The organism is Curtobacterium sp. NPDC090223 (genome assembly GCF_044746585.1).
In the GTDB taxonomy this organism is placed as follows: Bacteria; Actinomycetota; Actinomycetes; order Actinomycetales; family Microbacteriaceae; genus Curtobacterium.
The window spans coordinates 272,640-298,386 of the sequence record NZ_JBIVCN010000002.1; the positions used below are offsets into that span (position 1 = coordinate 272,640).

The 25,747-nt window shown below is 70.5% G+C and carries 23 protein-coding genes; 8 read left to right on the forward strand and 15 right to left on the reverse strand.

Annotated features, from left to right (window positions below):
- Nucleotide 1: 1 nt before the first annotated feature.
- The 10 genes from ACIPJY_RS05845 to ACIPJY_RS05890 form a co-directional block, all read right to left on the reverse strand.
- The gene (locus ACIPJY_RS05845) at nucleotides 2-493 is read right to left on the reverse strand and encodes a DedA family protein (RefSeq protein WP_400463587.1); all 492 of its coding nucleotides are present in this window, start codon (nucleotides 491-493) and stop codon (nucleotides 2-4) included.
- 17 nt (nucleotides 494-510) lie between these two features.
- On the reverse strand, nucleotides 511-1,542 hold the full coding sequence (locus ACIPJY_RS05850; RefSeq protein WP_400463590.1) for a YihY/virulence factor BrkB family protein: 1,032 nt from the start codon (nucleotides 1,540-1,542) through the stop codon (nucleotides 511-513).
- A gap of 2 nt (nucleotides 1,543-1,544) precedes the next feature.
- Nucleotides 1,545-2,009 carry a hypothetical protein gene (locus tag ACIPJY_RS05855; RefSeq protein ID WP_400463593.1) on the reverse strand — a complete coding sequence of 155 codons (465 nt, stop codon included), beginning with the start codon at nucleotides 2,007-2,009 and terminating at the stop codon, nucleotides 1,545-1,547.
- A 201-nt stretch (nucleotides 2,010-2,210) separates the two neighbouring features.
- A complete protein-coding gene (locus ACIPJY_RS05860) occupies nucleotides 2,211-3,254 on the reverse strand; it encodes a Gfo/Idh/MocA family protein (protein ID WP_400463596.1) in 1,044 nt (347 codons plus the stop codon).
- A 164-nt stretch (nucleotides 3,255-3,418) separates the two neighbouring features.
- Nucleotides 3,419-4,330: a prenyltransferase gene (locus tag ACIPJY_RS05865; protein ID WP_400463598.1), complete on the reverse strand. Its 912-nt coding sequence runs from the start codon at nucleotides 4,328-4,330 to the stop codon at nucleotides 3,419-3,421.
- Entirely contained in the window at nucleotides 4,327-4,857 is a 531-nt protein-coding gene (locus ACIPJY_RS05870; protein ID WP_400463601.1) for a lycopene cyclase domain-containing protein, read from the reverse strand. Before ACIPJY_RS05870 ends, ACIPJY_RS05865 begins: the two co-directional genes overlap by 4 nt.
- A complete protein-coding gene (locus tag ACIPJY_RS05875) occupies nucleotides 4,854-5,198 on the reverse strand; it encodes a lycopene cyclase domain-containing protein (RefSeq protein WP_400463603.1) in 345 nt (114 codons plus the stop codon). Before ACIPJY_RS05875 ends, ACIPJY_RS05870 begins: the two co-directional genes overlap by 4 nt.
- Nucleotides 5,198-6,871 (reverse strand): phytoene desaturase family protein, encoded by a 1,674-nt coding sequence (crtI, locus tag ACIPJY_RS05880; RefSeq protein WP_400463606.1) that lies wholly within the window; start codon nucleotides 6,869-6,871, stop codon nucleotides 5,198-5,200. Before crtI ends, ACIPJY_RS05875 begins: the two co-directional genes overlap by 1 nt.
- Nucleotides 6,868-7,803 carry a phytoene/squalene synthase family protein gene (locus tag ACIPJY_RS05885; protein ID WP_400463609.1) on the reverse strand — a complete coding sequence of 312 codons (936 nt, stop codon included), beginning with the start codon at nucleotides 7,801-7,803 and terminating at the stop codon, nucleotides 6,868-6,870. The genes crtI and ACIPJY_RS05885 overlap by 4 nt, the downstream gene beginning before the upstream one ends.
- Entirely contained in the window at nucleotides 7,800-8,858 is a 1,059-nt protein-coding gene (locus ACIPJY_RS05890; RefSeq protein WP_400463612.1) for a polyprenyl synthetase family protein, read from the reverse strand. The genes ACIPJY_RS05885 and ACIPJY_RS05890 overlap by 4 nt, the downstream gene beginning before the upstream one ends.
- A 21-nt stretch (nucleotides 8,859-8,879) precedes the next feature.
- Here ACIPJY_RS05890 and idi point away from each other — a divergent pair, with 21 nt between their 5' ends.
- Complete coding sequence (gene idi / locus ACIPJY_RS05895; protein ID WP_400463613.1) at nucleotides 8,880-9,413, forward strand: isopentenyl-diphosphate Delta-isomerase; 534 nt, start codon at nucleotides 8,880-8,882, stop codon at nucleotides 9,411-9,413.
- A gap of 73 nt (nucleotides 9,414-9,486) precedes the next feature.
- On the opposite strand, the gene ACIPJY_RS05900 is transcribed toward idi, so the two are convergent.
- Nucleotides 9,487-9,924, reverse strand: a complete 438-nt coding sequence (locus ACIPJY_RS05900; protein ID WP_400463616.1) for a hypothetical protein — start codon at nucleotides 9,922-9,924, stop codon at nucleotides 9,487-9,489.
- A 326-nt stretch (nucleotides 9,925-10,250) separates the two neighbouring features.
- Here ACIPJY_RS05900 and ACIPJY_RS05905 point away from each other — a divergent pair, with 326 nt between their 5' ends.
- From ACIPJY_RS05905 to ACIPJY_RS05925, 5 genes are all read left to right on the forward strand, one after another.
- Entirely contained in the window at nucleotides 10,251-11,306 is a 1,056-nt protein-coding gene (locus ACIPJY_RS05905; RefSeq protein WP_400463619.1) for a magnesium and cobalt transport protein CorA, read from the forward strand.
- Nucleotides 11,307-11,614: 308 nt separating this feature from the next.
- Nucleotides 11,615-12,637, forward strand: coding sequence for a LacI family DNA-binding transcriptional regulator (locus tag ACIPJY_RS05910; protein ID WP_123654611.1), 1,023 nt, complete (start codon nucleotides 11,615-11,617; stop codon nucleotides 12,635-12,637).
- 752 nt (nucleotides 12,638-13,389) lie between these two features.
- The gene (gene mmsA / locus ACIPJY_RS05915; protein WP_400463856.1) at nucleotides 13,390-14,913 is read left to right on the forward strand and encodes a multiple monosaccharide ABC transporter ATP-binding protein; all 1,524 of its coding nucleotides are present in this window, start codon (nucleotides 13,390-13,392) and stop codon (nucleotides 14,911-14,913) included.
- Nucleotides 14,910-16,202 (forward strand): multiple monosaccharide ABC transporter permease, encoded by a 1,293-nt coding sequence (gene mmsB, locus ACIPJY_RS05920; protein ID WP_400463622.1) that lies wholly within the window; start codon nucleotides 14,910-14,912, stop codon nucleotides 16,200-16,202. The genes mmsA and mmsB overlap by 4 nt, the downstream gene beginning before the upstream one ends.
- Before the next feature lie 61 nt (nucleotides 16,203-16,263).
- On the forward strand, nucleotides 16,264-17,370 hold the full coding sequence (locus ACIPJY_RS05925; RefSeq protein WP_400463625.1) for a substrate-binding domain-containing protein: 1,107 nt from the start codon (nucleotides 16,264-16,266) through the stop codon (nucleotides 17,368-17,370).
- A 240-nt stretch (nucleotides 17,371-17,610) separates the two neighbouring features.
- Here the strand turns inward: ACIPJY_RS05925 and ACIPJY_RS05930 are convergent, their stop codons facing one another.
- The 3 genes from ACIPJY_RS05930 to dcd all read right to left on the reverse strand — a co-directional run bounded on the left by ACIPJY_RS05930 (nucleotide 17,611) and on the right by dcd (nucleotide 19,106).
- Nucleotides 17,611-17,940, reverse strand: a complete 330-nt coding sequence (locus tag ACIPJY_RS05930; protein WP_400463627.1) for a DUF86 domain-containing protein — start codon at nucleotides 17,938-17,940, stop codon at nucleotides 17,611-17,613.
- Complete coding sequence (locus ACIPJY_RS05935; protein ID WP_400463630.1) at nucleotides 17,937-18,452, reverse strand: helix-turn-helix domain-containing protein; 516 nt, start codon at nucleotides 18,450-18,452, stop codon at nucleotides 17,937-17,939. The genes ACIPJY_RS05930 and ACIPJY_RS05935 overlap by 4 nt, the downstream gene beginning before the upstream one ends.
- 66 nt (nucleotides 18,453-18,518) lie before the next feature.
- Nucleotides 18,519-19,106, reverse strand: coding sequence for a dCTP deaminase (gene dcd, locus ACIPJY_RS05940; protein WP_123654616.1), 588 nt, complete (start codon nucleotides 19,104-19,106; stop codon nucleotides 18,519-18,521).
- 37 nt (nucleotides 19,107-19,143) lie between these two features.
- On the opposite strand from dcd, the gene ACIPJY_RS05945 reads away from it, so the two are divergent.
- Both ACIPJY_RS05945 and ACIPJY_RS05950 read left to right on the forward strand, forming a co-directional pair.
- A complete protein-coding gene (locus tag ACIPJY_RS05945) occupies nucleotides 19,144-20,277 on the forward strand; it encodes a GNAT family N-acetyltransferase (RefSeq protein ID WP_400463633.1) in 1,134 nt (377 codons plus the stop codon).
- 68 nt (nucleotides 20,278-20,345) lie between these two features.
- A complete protein-coding gene (locus tag ACIPJY_RS05950; RefSeq protein WP_400463636.1) occupies nucleotides 20,346-22,406 on the forward strand; it encodes a cytochrome c oxidase assembly protein in 2,061 nt (686 codons plus the stop codon).
- A 105-nt stretch (nucleotides 22,407-22,511) separates the two neighbouring features.
- Here the strand turns inward: ACIPJY_RS05950 and ACIPJY_RS05955 are convergent, their stop codons facing one another.
- Nucleotides 22,512-25,580 (reverse strand): Ig-like domain repeat protein, encoded by a 3,069-nt coding sequence (locus tag ACIPJY_RS05955; RefSeq protein WP_400463639.1) that lies wholly within the window; start codon nucleotides 25,578-25,580, stop codon nucleotides 22,512-22,514.
- Nucleotides 25,581-25,747: the final 167 nt, after the last annotated feature.

Here is a 25,747-nt window from a genome sequence, read left to right on the forward strand (position 1 = left end):
CCTACGGAAGGCGAGCCGGGCCTCCAGACCGGTTCCTGCGGTTGTGGAGAACCGCCACCGTCGCCACCAGCAGCACCACCAGGGCCGCGACCGCGGCGATGCCCCACGGCGAGCCCGCGAGGGCGGCGACCACGGCCCAGAACACGGCGAGCCCGACGGTGGCGTAGAGGAAGGCCCAGGCCACGCAGCCCGGCACCATCGCGACCAGGTACCGCCACCACGGCACCCTGGCGAGCCCGGCCGCCGCGTTCATCACCGTCTGGAGTCCGACCGTCACGAAGCTCAGCGTGAGCAGCGGCAGGCCGAACCGGTCGAGCAGTGCCGAACCACGCCGGACTGCCCCCGAGTCGAGCCACCGACCCCACCGCGACCGGGACGCCCCCGCGACGGCTCCGCGCGCGATCCAGTACGTGGCCTGCGCGCGGCAGAACACGATCACGAAGAGCGACAGGACGAGCCACCGGAACGGGAGCCCCTCGATGAAGGAGGGCACCCCCGAACCGTAACCGATCAGTCGCTGCCCGAGCTCTGTCGGATCTTGATGCCCTCGAGGACGTCCTTGGCGTGCTTCTCGTCCTGCTTCTCGATCTGCCGGGTGTCACGCTCGGGCAGCTGGATGTCCTCTTCCGCGCGGATGCCGGCCTGCAGCTGGCGACTGCGCTCGAGCTCGGCGTCGAACTCCGCACCGAACAGCAGCGCGTTGTTCGTGATCCAGATCCACAGCAGGAAGACGATCACGCCACCGAGGGATCCGTACGTCGCGTTGTAGTTCGAGAAGTTCCCGACGTAGAACCCGAAGCCGACGCTCGCGATGATCCAGATGAGGAGCGCGAGGATCGACCCGCCGCTGACCCAGGTGAACTTCGGCTGCTTGATGTTCGGCGACCAGTAGTAGAGCACCGCGACGACGACGATCGCGATGACGAGCAGGACCGGCCACTGGACGATCGACAGCACGGTCACCGCAACGTCACCGAGGCCGATGACGTCCCCGAAGCTCCGGGCCAGCGGACCGCTGACGAGCACCAGCAGGCCGAGCACCAGCAGGACCACCGTGAACAGCGTCACGCCCAGCATGGTCGGGCGGAGCTTCCAGATCGGACGGCCCTCGCGGACGTTGTAGATGCGGTTCATCGCGCGGCCGAACGCTCCGACGTAGCCGGAGGCGGACCAGATCGCGCCGACGATACCGACGATGAACGTGACCGGGGCGGCGGGCGACCGGACGAGGTTCTCGATCGGCCCGCGGATCAGCTCGACGACCTGCGGGGACCCGATGTTCCCGACGATGTCGAGGAGCGTCTTGATGGTCGTGTCCGCCTGGCCGACGAGACCGAGGATCGACACCACCGCCAGCAGGCCGGGGAAGAGCGCCAGGACGGAGTAGTACGTCAGGCTCGCGGCCAGGTCGGTGCACTGGTCGCTCGAGAACTCACGGAGCGTCTTCTTGAGCGTGTAGACCACCGACGGCTTCGTGAGGTCGGTCGGGCTGTCCGGCTTCCGGGGGTCGTCCGGGGCGGGCTTGGACTGGTCGCGTGCCATGCTCAGATCCTCCTCGCGCGCTTGGCTGCCTGCTTGCCGGCCTTCTTCGCCTGCTGCTGGACCTTCTTGCGGCGCTTCTCGGCGGCCTGCTGGTCCTGCAGGACGGGGTTGTGCTTGTCGTCCTTGCGCGAGAACGCCGGGACGCCCTTGCTCTTGCCGTCCTTGCCCACCTTCACGGGCTTGAACACCGGGACGGGCGCGGGGGTGCGGAGGGCGTCGAGGCGGGCGCCGGGGTGGTTGCGGATCCGGATGCCCACGACGATCGCGGCGACGCCGGCGGCAGCGGTGGCCGCCAACGCGACGAGCGGCGTCGGGTCGCGGTGCCAGCGCTGCTTCGTCCTCGCGACGGCGAGGCGCGTGCGTGCGGGCACGTCGACCTTGTGCCGGATCCGCTCGACCGTGTCGGTGATGCGTTCGCGCGTGCGGACGTTCGCGAGCTCGAGCTCGGGGAGACTGTCGTTCGCCATACATCGTTCGTACACGCTCGCGGCCCGGCGCACACCCGGCTCGCCGGGCGTGGGACCGGTCCGGTCCGGCCGTGGTGGCGACCACGGCCGGACGGGAGGCCCGGTGCCGGCCCGCCACGGGCCTCCCGTCCGCCGTCGGTTGCGCCCGGCTCGCGGCCGGTCCCGCCGCCGGCTCCGCCGCCGGGCCGGCCGCTGGTCCCGCTATGCCGGGACGACGACGTCCTCGGGGTAGCCGGAGGCCGCAGAGCGCGTCGCCGCCTCCATGAGCGCGAGGCTCCGCAGGTTGTCGCGACCGCTCGTCTCGGGCGCGGGCCCACCGGCCACCGCCCGGGCGAAGGCCTGCAGCCCGCCCTGCCGGTCGTGGTGCTCCGCGGTCGGCAGTTCGACGGGCGCCTCGCTCGTGTCGCCGGGACGACGGACCGTCACGAGGTCCCAGCTGACGTCGCCCGGTTCGCCGCCGCGGCTGGTGAACCGGAGCTCGCCGTCCTCGCCCTGGATGCTCCACTCGCCGGCCCACGGGGTGTGCTCCCCGCGGCTGAGCCAGCTGCCGCGGTAGCTGACGACCAGGCCGTCCTCCATCTCGATGAGCATCGACGCGACCGCCTCGTCCTGGTACTTGCTGAACGACGGGTAGGTGGCCTTGGCGAACACCCGCACGGCTTCCTTGCCGGTGACCATCCGCAGCAGGTCGAAGTGGTGGATCGCCATGTCGTTGATCATCGCGTGCGGGAACCGGTAGTGCGGGTGGTCCTCGAACGCGCGGTCGTTGTCCCACTGGCGGAAGTCGATGTTGATCGCGGAGAGCTCCCCGACGGCGTCGGCTGCGAGCAGGTCCTGCACCACGCGGGGCGCCGGGTAGAAGCGGTAGTTCTGGCTGACCTGCAGCACGAGCCCGAGTTCCTCGGCGCGGTGCACGGCCTCGGCCGCCTCGGCAGCGGAGTTCGCGAACGGCTTCTCGACGAGCACGTGCTTGCCGGCGTCCAGCGCCTCGAGCGCGAGCGGCACGTGGGTGACGGCGGGCGCCGTGATGACGACGGCATCGGCCTCGACGCCGGCGAGCGCCTCGGTCAGGGAGGGGAACGCGGCGGTCGTGGGGAGCCCGAGGTCCGTCCGCACGGCCTCGAGCGTCGCGGCACTCGGGTCGGCGATCCCGACCACCTCGACCTCCGACACCGCGGGGAGTGCGACGCGGGCCCAGCTGCCGCCCCACCCTCCGAGACCGACGTGGATGATGCGGACCGTCATGCGTGCACTCCTTCGTGTTCGACTGCGCTGGTCGTTGCGCGCGATCAGTCTGTCAGGGAGGTGCACCTTCGTTCCCATTGCGTGCGGAGTGGGAAGAGGAATCGCGCGTGGGCAGTCGGAAGTTCCGACCACCGACGCGCGATTCGACTGCCTCGGCGCCGGCGTCAGTGCGTGAAGGCGTAGGCGATCAGGGCCATCGTGACGATGAACCCCGCCAGGTAGTTGATCCAGAGGAAGCGCTTCCACCCCGCGTTCGCCGACTCCGCGCCCGCGTCGGTGACGTTCCACCACGGCAGCACGTTGAGCGCGTACGGGATCACCACGACGGCGGCGATCGGTCCGGGGAACGCGGAGAACAGCAGCGCCACACCGGCGACGACGTACGCCACGAAGGCGAGCCGGACCGTCGCCCGTGCGCCGATCACCGTCGCCACCGAGCCGATGCCACCGGCCCGGTCGGCGAGCACGTCCTGCACGGCGCCGAACGCGTGCGAGGCCACGCCCCAGAGGAAGAACGCGATGCACACCGCGACGAGCTGCCCCGTCCAGTGCGGCCCGGCGAGCGCGAGGCCGTACACCGCCGGCGACACGAAGTGGGTGCTCGAGGTGAGCGAGTCGAGGAAGGGCTTCTCCTTGAAGCGGAGCCCCGGAGCCGAGTACGCGATGACCGCGAAGACGCTGATGGCCAGCACGAGCCACGACCACGGGCCGCCGAGCAGCACCAGCGCGACGAGGAACGGCACGTTCGTGACGACGACCGCCCAGAGCGTGGTGCGGTGCACGCTCTTGTCGAGCAGCGCGCCCTCGACCCCGCCCTTCCGCGGGTTGACCAGGTCCGACTCGTAGTCGAAGACGTCGTTGATGCCGTACATCGCGAGGTTGTAGGGCACCAGGAAGTACACGACGCCGATGAGGAACGCCGCGATCGAGAACCCGCCGCCGCCGTCCACGCCGACGCCGCTGCCGAGCAGGTACGCGGCACCGAACGGGTAGGCGGTGTTCACCCAGCTGATGGGTCGGGACGACACGAAGAGCGCGCCGAGTGTCGACTGCCGGGAGGCAGGGGTCGCCGTCATCGCGGGTCCTCCGGTCGGGGACGTGGCCGGTTCTCGGACACGATGCGGGTCGCGGGGTCGGGTTCCGACCGCGCGGGGTCGCGGGGCAGGCCCGCGGGGTCGCGGGGCAGGCCCGCCGAGTTGCGGGGCAGGGTCGCCGAGTCGCGGGGCAGGTCCGCCGGGTCGCGGGGCGGGCCCGCGTGGTCGCGGCTGAACAGCACCCAGAGCGCCGGCAGCAGGACGACCGCCGCGATCGAGTACGCGAGGTCCTCGATCGGGATCGCGCCGATCTTCACGCCGCTGATGAGCGACGGGTCGTAGGCGACGATCCGCAGCGAGACGATCACGTTGTCGAACACGATCGTCATCACGAGCAGCGCGACCCCGGTCACGAGTCCGGTGAGCAGCCCGATCCGTCGGGTGCGGTGCACCGAGCGCCCGGTCCCCCTGGCCCGGCGTGCGCCGACGACCGCGGCGACGACGCCGACGACGGCCACGACCGCGAAGAACGGCAGGGCGAGGAGCGCGTACGCGCCGGGGCCCGTCACCGGTCTGCCCGATCCGTGGCGACGTCGGCAGCACGGGCGACCCGGGGCCGGACGAAGCCGAACAGGTTCATCGTCGTGTAGCAGAGCAGCAGCAGGAAGAAGAGCTCCTCGAGCGGGACGTCCGGCGCGAGCAGCACACCCGTGAGCAGGCGCGTCCCGCCGATGAAGAAGATGCCGAGCCCCACGCCGACCGCGTCCCAGAGCAGGAAGAACGCGACGCCGATCACCATCACCGCGGCCGCTCGCCACGGTGCCCGCCAGAAGAAGAGCGTGAACCGTCGGTCCAGGACGACCATGCCGGTCAGGGCCACGAGCAGCCCGAGCAGGTACAGCCCCGGCATCAGCCTGCGGCCGCGGTCGTCCGTCGGGGCGCACGCTTCGCCGGCAGCGGCGGTGCTCCGGCGGCGCGTTCGAGCGGCGTGGGGAGCGGCTCCGTGGAGGTGTCGCCGTGGATGCGCTTGAGCAGCACCTCGGCGGAGATCAGGCACATCGGCAGACCGATGCCCGGGATCGTCGAGGAGCCGGCGTAGTAGAGCCCGTCGACCTTCTCGGAGGCGTTGCCCTCTCGGAAGAACGCGCTCTGCTTCAGGGTGTGCGCCGGCCCGAGCATGGACCCGCTCCAGGCGTTGAAGTCGTCCGCGAAGTCCCGGGGGCCGACCGTGCGGCGGACCCGGATGCGGTCGCGGAGGTCGGGCACGCCGGCCCGCTCCGCGACGACGTCGATCGCGCGGTCGGCGATGCGCTCGACCTCCCAGTCGCCCGCACCGTCGATGCCGCCCTTGCCGATGCCGACGTCGGCGGGCAGCGGCACCAGGACGAAGACGTTGCTCGACCCGGGAGGCGCGACCGTCGGGTCGGTCTCCGACGGCGCGCAGACGTAGATCGACGCCGGGTCCGGCACGTGCCGGTCGTCGCCGAACACCGCGCCGAAGTTCGCCTTCCAGTCCGCGGTGAAGACCAGGGTGTGGTGGAGCAGGCCGGGCACCGGTCCGTCGATCCCCAGGTACACGAGCACGGCGGAGGGGCCGGGGTCGCGCTTCTTCCAGTGCGACTCGCCGTGCGTGCGGTGCTCACGGTCGAGGAGCTGCATCTCGGTGTGCCGGAGGTCCGCGGCGCTCACGACGACGTCCGCCGGCGCGACGTGCTGCACGCCACGGCGGTCCCGGTGCACGACCCCCGTGACGTGGTCGCCCTCGACGACGATGCGCTCGACCTTCGCGCCGGCGATGATCTGCGCGCCCTCGGCCCGGGCGACCCGCTCGACGGCACCGATCACCTCGGTGATGCCGCCCTTCGGGTAGAGCACCCCGTCGGCCAGGTCGAGGTGGCTCATCAGGTGGTACATGCTCGGAGCGGCATACGGGCTCGTCCCGAGGAACACCGCGGGGTAGCCGAGGACCTGCCAGAGCCGACGATCCCGGACGGCGCTCTCGGCGAAGGTGGACAGCGGCTCGATGAGCAGGCGTGCGAGCTTGCCCATCCGGAGCAGCACGTCGGGCGCTGCGAGCTTCCGGAAGTCCTGGAACGTGCCGTAGAGGAAGCGGCGGACGGCCATGTCGTAGGTCTCCGCCGCGGAGTCCAGGTACTTCGCCATCCGTTTGCCGGCACCCGGCTCGATCGACTCGAAGAGCGCCAGGTTGTCCTCGCGCGAGGCCCGGAGGTCGATGGGTTCGTCGTAGCCCTCGCTGTAGACGCGGTACCCGGGGTCGAGCTTGACCAGGTCGAGCTGTTCGTCGGCGCTGGTGCCGAGCAGCCGGAAGAAGTGATCGAACACCTCGGGCATGAGGTACCACGACGGGCCGGTGTCGAACCGGAAGCCGTCCCGCTCCCACGACCCGGCGCGGCCGCCGAGCTGGCTCCGCTGCTCGAGCACGGTGACGGCGAAGCCGTCCCGCGCGAGCAGCGCGGCGGACGCCAGTCCGCTGATGCCGCCGCCGATCACGACGGCGCGTCGGACGGGCACCTTGCGGGTGCTCTGCTGGACCTTCGGACTGGAGGCTCGTGGCGGGGTCATGAGGAGCCTCCAGTGTGGTCCTTGGTCGCGGTGCGGGACCGCAGCGGCGCGCGCCCGGCGAGCACCTGTGCGGCCAGCTTGGCCTTCACCGGGTTCGGGACGCGGACGCGCGTGGTGATGAGGCGGCTCGCCGGGGTGACCGCGATGCGGTCGTTCAGCTCTTGGAAGAGGGCGTGTGCGAGGCCGACCGCGTGGCGGGCGTCCTTCGGCAGCAGCGGGACCGTCCGGGCGGCGGTGTCGAGGTCGGCCTGCACGTCCGCGACGAGTCGGTCCTTCGTGGCCTCGTCGAAGCTCCGGACGTCGACGCCCGGGAAGTACGAGCGACCGAGCACCTCGAAGTCGGCGTGCAGGTCACGGAGGAAGTTCACCTTCTGGAACGCCGCCCCGAGCGCGCGGGCACCGTCGACCAGCACGGCGTCGTCGAAGGACGGCCGGCCGGCGCGGTACACGAACGCCCGGAGGCACATCAGCCCGACGACCTCGGCCGAGCCGTACACGTACGTGTCGAACGAGGCGTCGTCGTGCTCGGTCTGGTCGAGGTCCATCCGCATCGACGCGAAGAACGGCCGCGTCAGCTCGGCGCCGAAGCCCGTCGTCCGCGCGGTCCGGGCGAACGCGTGGACGACGGGGTTGACCGAGAAGCCGTGGGCCATCGCCCGCTCGGTGTCCTGCTCGAGCTCGTCGAGGACGGTGCGGGCGAGTGCGGGGTCGAGGCCGGCCTCGGTCGCGGGGCCGTCCACGACCTCGTCGGCGACGCGCACCAGGGCGTAGACGTTCCGGATGTGCTCACGGGTGTCCTTGGTGAGCAGCCGGCTCGCCAAGCCGAAGGACGTCGAGTACCGCTCGATGACGACCGAGGACGCCGCCTCTGCGGTGGCGTCGTAGAGCGGGAGCCGCGCGGTGTGCGTGCTCCCCGGGGTGCTGGAGTTCACCGGACGCGCTCCACCAGCTCGGACACGAGCGTCTCCAGACGGTCCGCGAGCTCGTACGGCAGCGCGGCGAGTTCGGCTCGGGCGAGTGCCGTGTGCTCCTGGACGCGGGCGAGCGCGGCATCGTGCGCGCCGCACTCCACCAGGAGGCGACGCATCTCGGCAGCGCGTTCCTCGGTCAGGTGCGGGTCGCCGAGGTACGGGGCCAGGTCGGGCCAGCACGCGGTCGTTGCGGCGTAGGCGATGAGCATCGTGCGCTTGCCCTCGCGCAGGTCGCCGATCGCGGTCTTGCCGGTCGCGGCCTCGTCACCGAAGACCCCGAGCAGGTCGTCCACGACCTGGTACGCGATGCCGATCTCCCGGCCGAAGGCACCGAGTGCGGCGACGACGGGCTCCGGGGCCCCGGCGAGCACGGCGCCCGACTGCAGCGGCGCCTCGAACGAGTAGACGCTGGTCTTCGCGCGCTCCATCGCGAGGACCTCGTCGACGGTCGGCATCACGCCGTGGGTCAGGTCGACGTCCGCCATCTCCCCGGCGGCGCTGGCGAACACCGCGTCGTCGAACAGGTCGAGCAGCCGGGTGCGACGTTCGCCGTCCACCCCGCTCGACTCGATGAAGCGCGGTGCACCCGCGAGCGCGAGGTCCCCGGCGATCACCGCGGCGCTCATCCCCCGGTGCTCGGCCGTCGGCAGCGGCAGGCCGCCCGTCGTGCCGGTGTCGCGGAAGGACCCGGCAACGTTCGGCATGCCGCGGCGCGACCAGTCACGGTCGATGACGTCGTCGTGCACGACGAGTGCGGTGTGGAGCAGCTCGTAGGCCGCGGCGACGTTGACGGCGGCGTGCACGTCAGAGCCGCCGAGCCCGGCGTACGCCGTGATGACCATGCGCGGGCGGAACCGCTTGCCGCCCATGCTCGCCTTGCGGAGCACGCGCCAGAGTTCTTCCGAGGGGCGTCCGAACGCCTGCGCCCGGGCCGAGGACACGGCGAAGAACCGCTCGAGGCACTCGTCGACCAGGGCGAGGTCGATGTGCGCCACGGTGGCCGCTTCGTCCGTCATTGGCCTAATCTATCGAGACAGATGAGCCAATTCCCGGAAACCGTGGTGCTTCTGGCCGATGACCGTACCCCGATCGGTACGGCGGACAAGTTCACGGTGCACACAGACCACACGCCCCTGCACCTGGCGTTCAGCTGCCACGTGACGAACGCGGACGGCGACATCCTCGTGACCCGTCGCGCGCTCGCGAAGAAGACCTGGCCCGGCGTCTGGACGAACTCGTTCTGCGGCCACCCCGGTCCGGACGAGTCGTTCGAGGACGCCATCGCCCGCCGAGCGGCACGCGAGCTCGGCCTGACGGTGCACGCCATCGAAGAGGTCCTCCCCGACTTCCGGTACCGCGCCGTCGACGCGTCCGGCATCGTCGAGAACGAGGTCTGCCCGGTGTTCCGCGCGGTGGCCGACCACGACCCCGAGCCCGCGGCGGACGAGGTGTCCGAGTGGGTGTGGCTCTCCGAGGAGAAGCTCCGCGCCGCGGTCTCGGCAGCGCCGTTCGCGTTCAGCCCGTGGCTCGGCTGGCAGCTCGCCGAACTCCCGGTGCGCGCGCTGGACTGATCCGTCGACCGAGGTCCGCGAACCCCGGACGACGTGGTGCCCGGGGCTCGCGCCCCGGGCACCACCGACGGTCTCAGAGCCACTTGGTCGCCGTGCACGAGGGGTAGCTCGGGAACCCCTGGTACACGAAGGTGAACACGTTCTCGATCGACGCTCCGCTGGGCACGTTCGCGGTGACGACCGCGCCGAGGGCGTGCCAACCGCCGTCGGACGTCAGCTTCGTCTTCTGGACGTAGGCGCCACCGTTGACCTGCAACGTGACCTCGCCGTTGGTGTTCGTGTCACCGTGCGCCGGGGTCAGCCGGTACTGGTCGATGGTCGCCCGGTAGGTGGTGCCGTTCCGCTCCCACGACACCTTCGCGCCGCCGCCGGGGCTCCCGCAGTTCACCTCGAAGCTGCCGGTGGCGTTCGGAGCGGGTGCCGCTGACGCCGGCGCCGCAGCCATCCCTGCGAGCAGGACCGCCGACAGCGCCGACGCGACGATCCCGACCCGGACTCGTGATGCACTCATTCGATCTCCTTCGATCCATGTGACCCGAATGTCACATTGGAACACCATCACACCGGTCCCGGTTTGGGAATCGCGTTCGTGAGGCGTACGCTCGGCGATCGGCTGCGCCACGGCGCCGCCCGGCGCGCATCGCGCCACAGGACGACGGCGCACTCCGCGCCGCAGGACGAACCAGTTGGGCAGGTGAGGCGCGATGTCGGGTGACCATCCTCGTGCGGGCCGGCTGCCCCTGCAGGTCGTCGCCGCGCCCGTGTCCTGAACCGCCCCCGCGACGGCACAGCCTCGCGGACTCGCGCCTGCCTGCTCCCGACCACGAGGAGCACAGCATGGCAATGATCGACAACGCGATCTACGTCGACGGACGTCGCGTCGAGTCGTCATCGAACCTGTCGCTCGATGCACGACGGGACTGCGACCTGGCGTGGATCGGGCTGCTGCGCCCGGATCCGCGCGAGCTCGAGTCCGTCGCGACGGAGTTCGACCTGCACGAGAACGCCGTCGAGGACGCGATGAAGGGCCACCAGCGCGCCAAGCTCGAGCGCTACGGCGACACGCTCTTCGTGGTGCTGCGTCCGGCCTGGTACGACGCCGACCAGGGCACGGTCGAGTTCGGCGAAGTGCACCTGTTCGTCGGCGACCGGTTCGTGGTGAGCGTCCGGCACGCCGACCGGCCGGACCTCGCCGCCCTGCGCGCCCGTGTCGAGGCGGACCCGGAGTTCCTCGCGAAGGGCTCAGAAGCCGTCACGGCAGCGGTGCTCGACGAGGTCGTGGACGGCTACGCGCCCGTCGTCGAGGTGCTGCAGGACGAGATCGACGAGATCGAGGACCAGCTGTTCGCGGGGCACGTCGCGGCGGACGTCTCGAAGCGGATCTACCAGCTGCTGAGCGAGGTGCTGGCGTTCCAGCGCGCCACGAAGCCGGTGCCCGCGATGGTGAAGGGGCTGCTCCGCGGCGCCGACAAGTACGGCGTCGACGACGAGGTGCAGCACCGCCTCCGCAACGTGCTCGACCACGCTCTCCGGGTCACCGAACGCGTCGACTCGTTCCGGGCGCTGCTCGAGAACGCCCTCACGCTGTACTCGACGCTGGTCTCCCAGGAGCAGAACGAGGCGATGCGCCGGATGACCAGCGCGAGCCTGGCGCAGGGCGAGGAGAGCCGGCAGCTCGCGCGCGCCGCGCACCGGCAGGGCGAGGAGGTGAAGAAGATCTCGTCGTGGGCCGCGATCCTCTTCGCGCCGGGGCTGATCGCCGGCGTGTACGGGATGAACTTCGACCACATGCCCGAACTGCACTGGCGGTACGGGTACCCGGCGGCGATCGCCGGCATGTTCGCGCTGGCCGGGGTGCTCTGGGTCGTGTTCCGGAAGCGCGACTGGCTGTAGCGCACGGGCGCGCGGGGCCGCGCCGCCCCGGCGTCGCCCCGGCGCCCCGGCGCCCCTCGGTGCGCCAGGCGCCCCTCTGTGCACGAGGCGCCCCTCGGGGCACCAGGCGCCCTCGTCTGGCCGAGACGCCGCAGTTTCCTGCGGTGCCTCGGGGATCCGGCGGTGTCTCGGCAGCGGAGCGGTGTCTCGGCAGCCGTCGGGTTCGGTGCACTCAGCTGGTGTCGGGGCGGCGGACGTGCATAATGATCTGGCTCGGAATGTGAACGTGCACATGGGCGTGCCGTGGTCCCGGGCGGAAGAGAGCAGCAATGGCGTCGACGCGGGCACAGCAACCGCGATCGCCCAGCATCCGCGATGTCGCGCGGGTCGCCGGCGTGTCGCACCAGACCGTGTCGCGGGTGCTCAACAACTCGGACGCGATCCGCGCCGAGACGCGGGACCGGGTGGTCGCCGCGATGGAGCAACTGCAGTACCGACCGAACCGGGCCGCGCGGGCACTGGTCACCAGCCGGACGCGGACGATCGGCGTGCTCACCGCCCGACGGTCGCACTACGGCCCCGCGGTCACGCTGCAGTCGATCGAGGACGCCGCCGTCGGTCGCGGGTACTCCGTCACCACCGCGAACATCGCGGAACCGACGGACACCGCGGTGCGGGACGGCCTCGGGCACCTGCTCGACCAGGACGTCGAGGGCATCATCGTGCTCGCCCCGCAGCAGCGCGTGTTCGACCTCATCGAGGAGCTCGGCGTCCGCACCCCGTACGTGACGCTGCGCTCGAGCATCAACGAGGACCCGACCGCGCTCTGGGTGGACCAGATGGAGGGCGCCCGGCTGGCCACGGCGCACCTGCTGGACCTCGGGCACGAGTACATCCGGCACATCGCCGGGCCGCAGGACTGGATCGAGGCGGACGCCAGGATGCAGGGCTTCCTGCGCGAGATGTCCGACCGCGACATGCCGGTGCAGCCGCCGATCCTCGGGGACTGGACGGCCGACTTCGGGTATCACGCCGGCCGCGAGCTCCTGCGGTGGCGCGACTGCACCGCGGTGTTCTGCTCGAACGACGCGATGGCGCTCGGGGTGATGCACGCCGCCCGGTCCTACGGGCTCGACGTGCCGGGTGACCTCTCGGTCGTCGGGTACGACGACATCCCCGAGGCGAAGCACTTCTGGCCACCGCTCACCACCGTGCAGGTCGACTTCGCCGAACTCGGGCGACGCTGCGTGGACCTGCTGCTCCCCCGCGAGGACGACCTGCTCCGCCCCGTCGAGATCGTGCCGCAGCTGGTGGTCCGTGCCTCGACGGGCGCTCCCCGCACCCGCGGCTGACCCCGGGCTGGTGCCCTCTCCCGCGGAGGAGGTCGAATCGCGCGTAGGAGGTCGTTCCTTCCGACCTCCTGCGCGCGATTCGACTTTTCAGCGCGGGTGCGATGGGAACAAAGGTGCGTGGGGAGCGGGAACGAGCCTGGGCAGGGTGCCCACGGGGCGGACGGGAGGCTCGGTGCGGGGCCGACCCGGGCCTCCCGTCCCGTGAGCGGGGGCGTCTCGGCGAGACGCCGCCCACAGCGCGAGACGCCGCTCGCTGCGCGAAACACCGCCCGCCGCGCAAACCACCGCTCGCCGCGCGAGACGCCGCCGAAAACGGGGGCGCCTCGCGAGGACGCGGGCGCCGTGCCGGGACTGGGGCGCCACCCGTACGCCGCGGCGACGGCGCCCACCCCGGGAGCGGCCGACACGCGGGCCACGCGACCCCAGCCCGGGGGCCACCGGACACCCCCATCCGTGCGGAGATGCGGTCCGTTACCGAAACGCGACCATACGGAATTGACACCCGTGCCGACGCCGTGCGTAGTATTACCTCCGTTCCAGCCGATGTGACCGTTCACATCACCGTCACACCGGCGGGGACACCGGACCCGACAACGAAGTCCGCACAGCCTCCCGTGCCCTTCGTTGCCGCAGCAGAACCACCCGAAGGACTGCCGCATCGCAGCGGCAGAAGGAGATGCACCGTGGCGTCAACCCCGATCGACACCGGACTCGAGACCCGGTCGATCACCGCACCCGAAACCATCCTCGAGATGCGGTCGATCACCAAGGAGTTCCCTGGTGTCAAGGCACTGTCCGAGGTGTCACTCAACGTCCGTGCCGGCGAGATCCACGCGATCTGCGGCGAGAACGGCGCTGGCAAGTCGACCCTGATGAAGGTCCTCTCCGGCGTCTACCCGTACGGCACCTACACCGGCGAGATCGTCTACGAGGGCGAGGAAGTCCGCTTCGCCAACATCAAGCAGTCCGAGCAGGCCGGCATCGTGATCATCCACCAGGAGCTCGCGCTGATCCCGGAGCTCTCGATCACCGAGAACCTGTTCCTCGGCAACGAGCCGAGCCGCTTCGGGGCGATCGACTGGACCACGGCCCAGCTGCGCGCCCAGGACCTGCTCGCCCGCGTCGGCCTCGCCGACGACCCCGACACGCAGATCAAGAACATCGGCGTCGGCAAGCAGCAGCTCGTGGAGATCGCGAAGGCGCTGCACAAGGACGTCAAGCTGCTCATCCTCGACGAGCCCACCGCGGCCCTCAACGAGAACGACTCGCAGCACCTGCTCGACCTGATCGTCGGGCTCAAGGCGCGCGGGATCTCGAGCATCATCATCAGCCACAAGCTCAACGAGATCGAGCAGATCGCGGACAGCATCACGATCATCCGTGACGGCAAGACCATCGAGACGCTCAACGTCAAGGCGGACGGCGTCAACGAGGACCGGATCATCCGCGGCATGGTCGGGCGCTCGCTCGAGTCCCGGTTCCCGGACCGCACCCCGAAGATCGGCGAGACGTTCTTCGAGGTCCGCGACTGGACCGTGCAGCACCCGCTCGACTCGAGCCGGCTCGTCTGCAAGGGCTCGAACTTCCACGTCAAGCGTGGCGAGATCGTCGGGTTCGCCGGATTGATGGGCGCCGGTCGCACGGAGCTCGCGATGAGCCTGTTCGGTCACTCCTACGGCACATTCCTCGGCGGTCAGGTCTTCAAGGACGGCGAGGAGATCAAGCTCAACAACGTCCAGCAGGCGATCGACGCCGGCATCGGGTACGTCTCCGAGGACCGCAAGGCGCTCGGCCTCAACCTGCTCGACACCGTGAAGCGCTCGACCGTGTCGGCCGACCTCAAGAAGATCTCCAAGGGCGGCGTCGTCGACTCGCTCGAGGAGTACTCGGTCGCCGAGAAGTACCGCAAGATGCTCCGCACCAAGGTGCCGACGGTGGAGGAGAACGTCGGGAAGCTCTCCGGCGGGAACCAGCAGAAGGTCGTCCTGTCGAAGTGGATGTTCACCGACCCCGACCTGCTCATCCTCGACGAACCCACCCGCGGCATCGACGTGGGCGCCAAGTTCGAGATCTACGGCATCATCCAGCAGCTCGCCGCCGAGGGGAAGGGCATCATCCTGATCTCCTCCGAGCTGCCGGAGCTCCTCGGTCTCTCCGACCGCATCTACACCATCTTCGAGGGTCAGATCACCGCTGACCTGCCGGCCGACCAGGCCGATCCCGAATCGCTCATGCGCAGCATGACCTCCGCGCGGAAGGGCGCCACCGTCTCATGAACAACCTGAAACTGCTGTTCGGCAAGGGCAACAGCATCGGCCAGTACGGCATGGTCATCGCACTCGTCGTGCTGCTCGCGTTCTTCGCGTTCACCACGAACGGGCTCATCCTGCAGCCCACCAACGTGATCAACCTGTTCCTGCAGTACTCGTACATCCTGATCCTGGCGCTCGGCATGGTCATGGTGATCATCGCCGGCCACATCGACCTGTCGGTCGGTTCGGTCGCCGCGGTCGTCGGCATCATCGTGGCGCAGTCCATGGCGGTCTGGCACTTCCCGGTCTGGGGAGCGATCCTGCTCGGTCTGGCCGTCGGTGCCGTCATCGGCGCCTGGCAGGGCTTCTGGGTGGCGTTCGTCCGGGTGCCCGCGTTCATCGTGACGCTGGCCGGTCAGCTCATCTTCCGCGGTGTGAACCAGATCATCGGCAACTCGACGTCGGTTCCCGTCCCGAACGGCTACACGCCGATCGGCGCCGGCTTCCTCGGCGACTTCGGCCCGGACTTCGGCTACAGCAACGGCACGCTGCTGATCGGCCTGGTCACGATCGCCGCGCTCATCATCATCGAGGCCCGCGGCCGTGCCCGTCGTCGCAAGATGCAGGCAGAGGTCCCGCCGCTGTGGGTCTCGGTCGTCCGCACCGGCATCCTGGTCGCCGTGACGCTCGTCGCCACGTACCTCTTCGGTGCCGGCCCGGTCGGCACCTCGGTCCCGATCGTCGCGATCATCCTCGGCGTCCTGACGATCGTCTACGGCTTCGTCACGAAGAACACGATCTTCGGTCGCCAGGTCTACGCCGTCGGTGGCAACTCCAGCGCCGCCGTCCTGTCCGGTGTCTCCGCGAAGAAGGTCAACTTCTTCGTCATGATGAACATGTCCGTCCTGGCCGCCGTCGCCGGCATGGTGTTCGTCGCCTACTCCGGTGCTTCCGGCCCCGCAGACGGCACCGGCTGGGAGCTCGACGCGATCGCCGCCGTCTTCGTCGGTGGTGCAGCGGTCGCCGGTGGTGTCGGCACGATCTCCGGGTCGATCATCGGTGGTCTCGTGATGGCGCTGCTGTCCAACGGCCTGCAGCTGATGGGCCTCGAGTCCAACAAGGTGCAGATCATCCGCGGTCTGGTCCTGCTCATCGCCGTGGCCTTCGACGTCTACTCGAAGTCGCAGGGGCGTCCGTCCCTGATCGGCGGCATGATGCGGCAGTTCCAGCGGAAGGACACCGAGCAGAACACGGTGGCCGCCCAGCAGCCGCGGTCGATCGAAGACCAGCCCGAGAAGATCACCCTCCCCTAGTCCTCACCTCCCACAGCGGGGCTCCGGCCCCACCCCTCCTCAACGAAGAGAAAGCAATCACATGCGCAAGAAGATCGTCGCCGGCCTCAGCCTGGCGCTCATCGCGGGCCTCGCCCTCAGCGGCTGCTCGTCCCGTGGCTCCGACTCCGGCAGCGGTTCGGACGCGACCATCAAGAAGGGCGACCTGATCGGTGTCGCACTGCCCGCGAAGACCTCGCAGAACTGGGTCCTCGCAGGTGCCGCGTTCAAGAAGTCGATCGAGGACGCCGGCTTCAAGGCCGACATCCAGTACGCGAACGCCGGCAGCCCCGTCCCGGACCAGCAGTCGCAGATCTCGGGCATGATCACCAAGGGTGCGAAGGCCGTCATCATCGGTGCCGCCGATGGTTCGCAGCTCACCTCGCAGGTCAAGTCGGCCAAGTCCTCGGGCGCCGTCGTCATCGCCTGGGACCGCAACATCCTGAACACCAAGAACGTCGACTACTACGTCGCGTTCAACAACTACAAGGTCGGCCAGCTGCAGGCCCAGGCGCTCCTCAAGGGCCTGAAGGAGAAGAAGGGCGACGGACCGTACAACGTCGAGCTCTTCGCCGGTTCGGCCGACGACGCCAACGCCACCGTGTTCTTCAACGGTGCGATGAACGTCCTGCAGCCGAAGATCGACGACGGCACCATCAAGGTCGTCTCGGGTCAGACCACCTTCCAGAAGGTGCAGACCAAGGGCTGGCTCGCGCAGAACGCCCAGTCGCGCATGACCGACCTGATCTCGCAGTACTACTCGGGTGACACCAAGCTCGACGGCGTCCTCTCCCCGAACGACACGCTCGCCCGCGCCATCCTGACGGCCACCAAGGCCGCCGGCAAGGAGAACCCCGTCGTCACCGGTCAGGACTCCGAGACCGCCTCGATCCCGCTGATCATGGCCGGCACGCAGTACTCGACGATCTACAAGAACACCACGGAAGAGGCCCAGGCGGCCGTCGACCTGGTGACCGACCTGTCGAAGGGCAACAAGCCCGACACGAAGATCGACAAGACGAACAACTACAACGGCGTGAAGACGGTCCCCGCGATCGAGCTCACCCCGGTGCTCGTCACGAAGGAGAACGCGGTCGAGGCCTACAAGGGCAACGACACCCTGGAGAAGCTCGCCAAGGCCGGCAGCTGACCCTCGCGTCACCCTCAGGAGGGCCCCGTCCGCATCGCGGACGGGGCCCTCTCCCGTTGGTGGGCGGCGCGGCGGCGCGCGAGGCGCCCCAGAGTGCGCGAGGCGCCGCGGCTTTCGGCGGCGTCTCGCGCAGCGAGCGGCGTCTCGCGCAACGAGCGGCGTCTCGCGCAGACGGGCCCGTCTTGCGGCCTGGAGGCTCGGGTCGGGCCCGCACCGAGCCTCCGGACCGGTGGGTGCGCGCTACGCGAGCCGCGCGCGCAAGCGCCGCGCAGCGTCGCACAGGTGGGGGACGTCGACGCGGGCCGTCCCGAGGACGATCGCGGGCGTCGTGTCGAAGTAGCGTCGCGTGAGCCGCTCCCCGAGCAGCGAGACACGGGACCACGGGATGCCCGGCTCGGCCGCCGTGACCGCCACGGGCAGCATCCGCACCGCCTCACCGATCTCGACCAGGCGCATCCGGACCGCGTCGTAGACCAGGTCCTCCGGCAGGGACGGCTCGGACACGTAGCGGGCGATGACCCCGCACGCCCGGATGACGTCGTCGAGTCGCTCCCCCAGGTCCCGGTTCACAGCGGCACCGCCGTCCGGACGACCTCCGGGGCCATGCCGTCCGCGGCCACGACGTCGACCCGCACGCCGAGGACCTGCTCGGCCGCGTCCTGGATGCGCATCAGCGCGAAGATGCCGAGGCCCGGCAGCAGGTCGACCATCAGGTCGACGTCGCTGTCGGAGCCGTCGTCCCCGCGGGCGACGCTGCCGAACAGGCGGGGGTTGCGGCCGCCGAGCCGGACGACGGCCTCGAGCAGCTCGTCGCGGTGCGCCGTGACACGGTCGCGCAGTGACGGTGGGTCGGCGACCGGCTCGAGGTCGATCACCGTCAGGAACCCCGCTGCGAACAGGAGTCGCTGCAACGCGGCGAGCGACGGCTCACGGCGACCGTTCTCGTACGTGCTGATGACGCTCTGCGTGACACCCGCCCGTTGCGCGAGCTGGACCTGGGTCAGCTCGGCCCGGTGGCGGGCGTCACGGATGAGCTCGGCCGCGGACAGGATCGGCGCGGGCCGTGACATGACTCCAGACATGTCGCCACGATACACAACATGCGAAATTTCGTAAGGTTCTGTGACGAGACGCGGCGGCGAGTCAGGTCACGGACGCTGCGAGACGTCCGCCCGGTGGAAGTTCTGCGCCGAACGCGACGGCGTCGGGCCGCGCTGGCCCTGGTACCGCGACTGGTACTCGGCGGAGCCGTAGGGCTTCTCCGCGGGGCTCGACAGCTGGAAGAAGCAGAGCTGGCCGATCTTCATGCCCGGCCAGAGCTTGATCGGCAGGGTCGCCACGTTCGAGAGCTCGAGCGTCACGTGCCCGGAGAAGCCCGGGTCGATGAAGCCGGCCGTCGAGTGCGTCAGGAGACCGAGCCGGCCGAGGGAGCTCTTGCCCTCGAGGCGGGCGGCGATGTCGTCGGGGAGCGTGACGACCTCGTACGTGGAGCCGAGCACGAACTCCCCCGGGTGCAGCACGAAGGCCTCGTCCGGGTCGGTCTCGACCAGGCGGGTGAGGTCGGGCTGGTCGGTCGCGGGGTCGATGTGCGGGTACTTGTGGTTGTCGAACAGCCGGAAGTACTTGTCGAGTCGCACGTCGATGCTCGAGGGCTGGACGAGCGAGGCGTCGTGGGGATCGAGGCCGATCCGGCCTGCGGCGAGCTGGGCGGTGATGTCGCGGTCGGAGAGCAGCACGGTACGGAATCCTAGCGGCAGCGGGCACGGTCCCGATATGCTGCTCGGCTGCCCGGGCACCGTGCTCGGCGGCGGAGGGACGACCGTGTACCGCGTCATCGAAGTCGACGTGCCCGCCACGATGGACGCCGACCCGGCCGGTGTCCAGGCGTTCCGCGAATGGGTCGCGGTGCAGAACGCCGCCGAGGTCGCCGTCACCGGCCTGCCCGAGCTGCTGTGGACGCCCGAGGAGCAGCTCCCCTACCTGCTCGACCCGGAGGCGCCGAGCCGGCTCGTCGCCCTCCGCTCGCCGGACGGGACGATCGTCGCCGCCGGGTCGTACGACACCAAGCAGGCGCCGGACACCCCGAACTGCTGGATCTCGGTCGCCGTGCACCCGGACCACCAGCGCCGCGGGCTCGGGACGCTCCTCGCCGACCACCTCGAGGGCATCGCGCGCGCGGACGGGCGCACCCAGTGGAAGACGTACGCGGTCTCCCGGCAGGTCGGCCCGGCCGTCGGCGACGGGTACCGGCCGGCGCCGACCGGGTACGGCGCGGTACCCGAGGACGAGGCGGCCGTCCGGTTCCTCACCGGCCGCGGATGGCGGTTCGGCCAGGTGAACCGGATCAGCCGTCTGACGCTCCCCGCCGACCCCTCGGTCGTCGCGGACCTGCACCACCGTGCGTCCGCCGCCGCGGGTCCGGACCACCGCGTGCACGCCTGGGCCGGCCCCACCCCGCCCGAGTGGCGCGCGGGCATCGCGCTGCTCGAGACGCGGATGAGCACGGACGCCCCCGATGGTGACATGGAGGAGCCAGAGGACGTCTGGACCGTCGAACGCCTGGCCGAGCACGAAGCACACCTGGCGGAGTCGCCGCGGACCATGGTGACGATCGCCGTCGAACACGTCTCGAGCAACACTCTGGCCGGTTTCACGCAGCTGGCGGTGCCGCACGACGTCGCCCAGCCGGTGATGCAGGGCGACACGCTCGTGCTGCGGGAGCACCGCGGGCACCGGCTCGGTCGGCTCCTGAAGGTGGTCGGCATCGAGACCATCGAGCGGGACCACCCCGGGCACCCGTCGATCATCACGTTCAACGCGGAGGAGAACCGGCCGATGCTCGACGTCAACGAGGCGGTCGGCTTCGTCCCCGTCGGCAGCGAGGGCATCTGGGAACGCAGGATCTGACCAGACGGAGGCGCCTACCATGGAGGGTCCGCGGACTCGCGGACGGAATCGTCCCTGGAACAAGGTTGATGACCGTCACGTCCCCCCTGCCGGATCCAGCCCAGGCCCAGTCCGGAGGCCCGGCGCCGGAATCCGCGCCCGTCACCGCTCGCACGTCCACCGTCGCGACCGTGCTCGCGATCGCGCTGCCGCTCGCGGTCGCGTGCTCGATCCTCGGCATGACCGTCACCGGTGCCTTCTCCGCGGACCAGCAGCTCGTGTCCGCGGGCGACCTCGTGCAGTACGGCCTGCCGGTCGCGCGCGCCGTGCACGACGGGATGGCGGCGCTGACGGTCGGGCTGCTCATCGTGGCCGCGTTCGCGCTCCCCGCGCAGAAGAAGGACCACGGCGCGATGTCGAGCGTGCAGCACCGAGCCGTGCGGTGGGCGGCGACGACCGGGGCGATCTGGTTCCTCGCGGCCGTCGTCGGGATCGTGTTCACCGGCGCGAACACGCTCGGCTCGTCCATCACGTCGCCGCTGTTCGCGCGGAACTTCATGCTCTTCGCGTTCCAGGTCGAGATCGGGCAGTCCCTGGTCGTCTCGGCCGCGGCCATCCTCATCGCCACGGTGCTCGCCGCGTTCGCCACCCGGGTGACCACGCTCGCCGTCGCCACCGTGTTCGGGCTCTTCGCGCTGCTGCCCCTCGCGCTCTCCGGCCACGCCGCGGGTTCGCTCGAGCACGCCAACGCGGTGAACTCGCTCGCGATCCACCTGCTCGGTGTGTGCGTGTGGGCCGGTGGCCTGGTGGCCGTGCTGCTCCTGCGCACCCGGACGAAGGGCGCCACCGGACGCGTGGTCGCCCGCTACTCGACGCTCGCCGGGTGGTCCTTCGCGGCCGTGGCGTTCTCCGGGATCGTGAACGCGTCGCTCCGGCTGACCGGCCCGCTCGACCTGTTCACGACGACGTACGGGTGGCTCATCACCGTCAAGGCGTCGATCCTGATCCTGCTCGGGCTGGCCGGGGTCGTCCAGCGCCGCAAGCTCGTGCCGGCGCTGCTCCGCGCACCGCTCGACCGCCGCTCCTTCACCCGGTTCGCCCTGGCCGAGGTGGTCTTCATGGCCGTCGCGATCGGCGTCTCCGTGGCCGTCTCGCGCAGCCAGCCGCCGATCCCGCAGACACCGGAGACCGGCGAGGACACCCGCTCCGGCCTGATCGGGTACCCGTATCCGCCCACGCAGACGCTGCACACCTTCCTGACGCAGTGGCACATCGACTGGGTGTGGCTCGCGCTCGCGGTGGTCGGTGCCGGCTGGTACCTGTTCGCCGTCAGGAAGCTCCGGAAGCGTGGCGACAAGTGGCCGGTCGGACGGACGATCTCGTGGCTGCTCGGCTGCGCCGTGTTCATCTGGACGACCTCGGCCGGCCCGTCGGTCTACGGGATGATCCACTTCTCGTCGCACATGATCCAGCACATGCTGCTGATGATGTTCGTGCCGCTGCCGCTCGTCCTCGGCGGCCCGGTGCTCCTCGCCCTGCGGACCCTGCCGGTCCGGAACGACGGCTCACGGGGCGCCCGCGAGTGGCTGATGCTCTTCGTGCACTCCCGGTACATGCAGTTCATGGCGAAGCCGGCCGTCGCCGGGGTGGTCTTCGCCGGGTCCCTCGTGGTGTTCTACTTCACGCCGGCGTTCCAGTTCGCGATGCAGTCCCACGAGTGGCACGTCGTGATGGTCGTGCACTTCGTGCTGAGCGGCTACCTGTTCTTCTGGGTGTTCGTCGGCATCGACCCTGGGCCGAAGCGGCCGCAGTACCCGATCCTGATCATCGCCCTGCTCGCGACCCTGGCGTTCCACGCGTTCTTCGGCGTCGCGGTGATGACCTCGGAGTCGGTGTACGCCATCGACTGGTTCCACGCCCTCGGGCAGACCAACGACGCCGCGCTGCTCGACGACCAGCACACCGGCGGCGGCATCGCGTGGGGCGCGTCGGAGCTGCCGATGGTCTTCGTCGCGCTGCTCGTGGTCCGCAACTGGGTGAAGTCGGACACCCGTGACGCCAAGCGCCTGGACCGCCAGGCCGAGCGCGACGGTGACGCGGAACTCAAGGCGTACAACGACCGCTTGGCCGCGATGCGCGAGCGCGACTGACGCGGCGGTCCTCCACACACGACGAAACACCCCGCACCACGGGATCCCGTGGTGCGGGGTGTTTCGTGTCGTGCTGGTCGTGCTGGTCGTGCTGGTCGTGCGTGGCTACTCCTGCGTGGGCGCTGCCGTGCGGGCCGCGCGGCGACGTGCCACCAGCAGCACCAGGCCACCGACGAGCAGCGCCAGGGCGAGGGCGATGCCCGTGCCCATGGCGATCGGAGCGCCGGTGAACGCGAGCTCCCCGCCCGTGCCGGCGACCGGCGTGGCGGTCGCGGAGGCCGTCGGCGTCGGGTCCTCGTCGGCGACCGGGGCCGCCGTGATGACGACCTCGAGCGTGGTGGTCGCGGCGGCGAACGTGTCGTCACCGCTGTAGGACACCGTCACCGTGTTCGACCCGACGGGCAGCGCGTCCGTCTCGCAGCTCGTCTCCGGCAGCGTCGCGGTGCAGAGGACGGTGCCGTCGGCGGCGGTGAACGTCACCGTGCCGGTGGCGCCCTCGGGCAGGCCGGTCGCCGTCAGGCGGACCTTCGACCCGACGACCGCGGTGGGTGCCGTCGTCGGTGCGGCGAGCGTCGTCGGCCGCTTCGTGACGTCGACCGTGAGCGTCGTGCTCGACGCGGCGAAGGAGGCGTCACCGTCGTAGGTCACCGTGACCTCGTTCGAGCCGACCGGCAGCGCGTCGGTCTCGCAGCTCGTCTCCGGCAGGGTGGCCGTGCAGAGGACGTCACCGTCGGCGTTCGTGAAGGTGATCGTGCCGGTGGCGCCCGTCGGGATGCCGGAGGCGGTCAGCCGGACCTTCGAGCCCACGGTCGCGGTGGTGGTGTCGGTGCCGGCCACGAGCTCGGTCGGCTGGGCCGCGACGACGAGGTCGAACGGGTCGCCCGCGGACGGCTCGTAGTTGTCGTCACCGAGGTAGTACGCCCGGACGACGTACTCCCCGCCGGCCAGGTCGTCCGGGACCGCGCACGTGGTGTCCGGCAGGGTGGCCGTGCAGAGGACGGTGCCGTCCTCGGTCCGGTACTCGATCGTGCCGGTGGCGTCCTCGGGCACGTTCGGGGTGTCGAGCGTGGTGGACTCGCCGTGGGTCACGGTGACGGTGGTGTCCGGGTCGGACCCGCCCTGGTCCGAGCCGTCGCCGGAGCCGCCGCCCGAGCCGCCGCCGTTCCCGGTGCCGGTTCCCGTCCCGATGGACGCCGTCGCCTTCTGGACCGTCAGGGACACGTCGGCCGCCGTGGCGCCGTCGTGCGTGTCGTCGCCCGAGTACACCGCGGTGAGCGTGTGGGTCCCCGCGGCGAGCCCGGCCGGGGCGTCACAGCTCGTCGCGCTCAGCGTCGCCGTGCACAGGAGGGTGTCGCCCTCGCGGAACCGGACCGTGCCGGTCGCGCCGGACGGCAGGCCGGACACGGTGAGCGTCGCCGGCGAGCCGTACGTCGACGGGGACGGCGAGGCGGACAGCGCGATCGCCGTGGCGACCTTCGTCACGACCAGCGCACCCGAGGCGTCCGCAGCCGCGGCGTGGTCGGCGTCGCCGGCGTAGGAGACGACGAAGCCGCTGGTGCCGACGGTGCTGGCGGGCACGTCGCAGGACGCCGTGCCGTTCACGAGCGTCGCCGTGCAGAGCAGCTCGTTCGACGCCGAAGCGCTCCGGAACTGGACGGTGCCGCCGGGGACCGTGGCGCCGGTCTTCTCGGTCGACGAGACCGTTGCGGTCAACTTCGCGGTCGTCCCGACGACGGCGGTCACGTCCGAGGTCGCGATCGCGGTCTTCTGCTGCTCGACCACGACCGCACCGGTGACCGTCACGGCCTCGGCGTCGGTGGAGGCGACGACGGTGGAGACCGTCGCGGTGCGAGCGGCGCCGGAGACCGAGTACGGGATCGACAGGGTCGGCAGGACCGTGCCGGCGGCGATGGTCGTGGTCGGCGTGTAGTCGCACGTGGCGACCTGTCCGGCGACGGTGCAGGACCAGCCGGTCCCGACGTCCGTGCCACCCGGCACCTGCGGCGTCACGTTCGCGGGGAACGTCGTCGTGGTGCGGATCGGCTGCGACTCGGAGCCGCCGTCGGCGGAGACGGTCGGGGTGACCGTGTACTTGCCGTTGCCGGCGTGCGCGACGCTCGCCGAGCCTCCCGTCCGGGCGGACAGCACCGGCACCGGACCGGCGGCCGTCGTCGTCTTCAGGTAGTTGACCTCGTGCACGTCGTTCTGTCCGCCGGTCCCCGCGACCCATCCGTAGGTGAGCTTGTAGGGGTACTGGGTCGCCGGGTCGATCCAGGACGGATCGATCGCGGCCGCGTTGTTCGACGTCAGCTTCGGCAACGTCCCGTCCACGACCTGCTGGGTGCCCCCGATCGAGGTGAAGATCACCGCGTAGTGCCCGGCGGCGACCGAGACGGACGAGTTCTGCTGCGCGAACAGGGCGGACGCCGTCGGGTTGATGACGATCTCGACGGGTACGTTCGCGGCCGCGCGATCGGTGACTCCGGTCGTGCTGAGCGTGCCGTTCACCGTGGTCTTGGACTGCACGCAGTAGCCGACGGTGCCGTTCCCAGGCCCACGGACCGTCACGGCGTCCTTGACGAGCGTGCCGTTCGTCCCCTGGTCGGTGTCGCAGCCCGAGCCGCCGAACTGACGGTTCGCGAAGTTCCCGTACCGGTCGAGACCGATGCCGAGGTACGCGTGCGAGAGTCCCTGTGCGTTGTTCGCCGTGCTCGCGCTGTACCCGAGCGAGCCGCCGAGGTACCCGATCTTCTCCGGGACCGTCGGGTTGTACGGGTCGGTCGCCGCGAGGTAGAACACGATGCCGTCAGCGGCCGTGCCGTTGTACTGGTAGCTGTTGAACGTCGCGTCGATGCCCTTGGTGATCGGGACGGACTGGACCGCACCGACACCGCCGGCGGCGTTGTTGTCGGCCGGGGTGAGGCGGAGCGCACCGTTGCCGGCCGCGTCCGTCGCACCGGCACAGGTCGGGATCGTCCCCGTGTTCGCCGCGCCCTTCGCGGTGAGGCAGGCGACGTTGGCGGCGCCGGACTGCGTCGACGGCAGGATGTAGCTGGTGCCGGCGGTGGTGCCGGTGAAGCCCTCCTGCACGAAGGTGGTCTGCGCCGGAGCGTCGGCCACGGCGGCGGTCGCGCCGGTGCCGGCCAGCGCCATGCCGACGATGCCCACGGCCACGAGGCCGGACAGGAGGAAGCGAGAGCGCGCGGGAACGCGCCCGATGAGTGGTGTTCGCACTGGAGCCCTGTTCAGTGAAAGGTGTTGCCGGGGAGGGGCGCACGCGCCCTGCTCACGCGGCTCGGGTGCTCACACAGTACTGGCCGGTATCCCCTCGTCGGGGGTGG

What these genes read in the sequence shown, in the direction of transcription:
- ACIPJY_RS05850 (WP_400463590.1), bottom strand. Translation starts at nt 1,542, where the DNA reads ATGGCACGCGACCAGTCCAAGCCCGCCCCGGACGACCCCCGGAAGCCG.
- ACIPJY_RS05855 (WP_400463593.1), bottom strand. Translation starts at nt 2,009, where the DNA reads ATGGCGAACGACAGTCTCCCCGAGCTCGAGCTCGCGAACGTCCGCACG.
- ACIPJY_RS05860 (WP_400463596.1), bottom strand. Translation starts at nt 3,254, where the DNA reads ATGACGGTCCGCATCATCCACGTCGGTCTCGGAGGGTGGGGCGGCAGC.
- ACIPJY_RS05865 (WP_400463598.1), bottom strand. Translation starts at nt 4,330, where the DNA reads ATGACGGCGACCCCTGCCTCCCGGCAGTCGACACTCGGCGCGCTCTTC.
- ACIPJY_RS05875 (WP_400463603.1), bottom strand. Translation starts at nt 5,198, where the DNA reads ATGCCGGGGCTGTACCTGCTCGGGCTGCTCGTGGCCCTGACCGGCATG.
- crtI (WP_400463606.1), bottom strand. Translation starts at nt 6,871, where the DNA reads ATGACCCCGCCACGAGCCTCCAGTCCGAAGGTCCAGCAGAGCACCCGC.
- ACIPJY_RS05890 (WP_400463612.1), bottom strand. Translation starts at nt 8,858, where the DNA reads ATGACGGACGAAGCGGCCACCGTGGCGCACATCGACCTCGCCCTGGTC.
- idi (WP_400463613.1), top strand. Translation starts at nt 8,880, where the DNA reads ATGAGCCAATTCCCGGAAACCGTGGTGCTTCTGGCCGATGACCGTACC.
- ACIPJY_RS05900 (WP_400463616.1), bottom strand. Translation starts at nt 9,924, where the DNA reads ATGAGTGCATCACGAGTCCGGGTCGGGATCGTCGCGTCGGCGCTGTCG.
- ACIPJY_RS05905 (WP_400463619.1), top strand. Translation starts at nt 10,251, where the DNA reads ATGGCAATGATCGACAACGCGATCTACGTCGACGGACGTCGCGTCGAG.
- ACIPJY_RS05910 (WP_123654611.1), top strand. Translation starts at nt 11,615, where the DNA reads ATGGCGTCGACGCGGGCACAGCAACCGCGATCGCCCAGCATCCGCGAT.
- mmsA (WP_400463856.1), top strand. Translation starts at nt 13,390, where the DNA reads ATGCGGTCGATCACCAAGGAGTTCCCTGGTGTCAAGGCACTGTCCGAG.
- mmsB (WP_400463622.1), top strand. Translation starts at nt 14,910, where the DNA reads ATGAACAACCTGAAACTGCTGTTCGGCAAGGGCAACAGCATCGGCCAG.
- ACIPJY_RS05925 (WP_400463625.1), top strand. Translation starts at nt 16,264, where the DNA reads ATGCGCAAGAAGATCGTCGCCGGCCTCAGCCTGGCGCTCATCGCGGGC.
- ACIPJY_RS05935 (WP_400463630.1), bottom strand. Translation starts at nt 18,452, where the DNA reads ATGTCTGGAGTCATGTCACGGCCCGCGCCGATCCTGTCCGCGGCCGAG.
- ACIPJY_RS05945 (WP_400463633.1), top strand. Translation starts at nt 19,144, where the DNA reads ATGCTGCTCGGCTGCCCGGGCACCGTGCTCGGCGGCGGAGGGACGACC.
- ACIPJY_RS05950 (WP_400463636.1), top strand. Translation starts at nt 20,346, where the DNA reads ATGACCGTCACGTCCCCCCTGCCGGATCCAGCCCAGGCCCAGTCCGGA.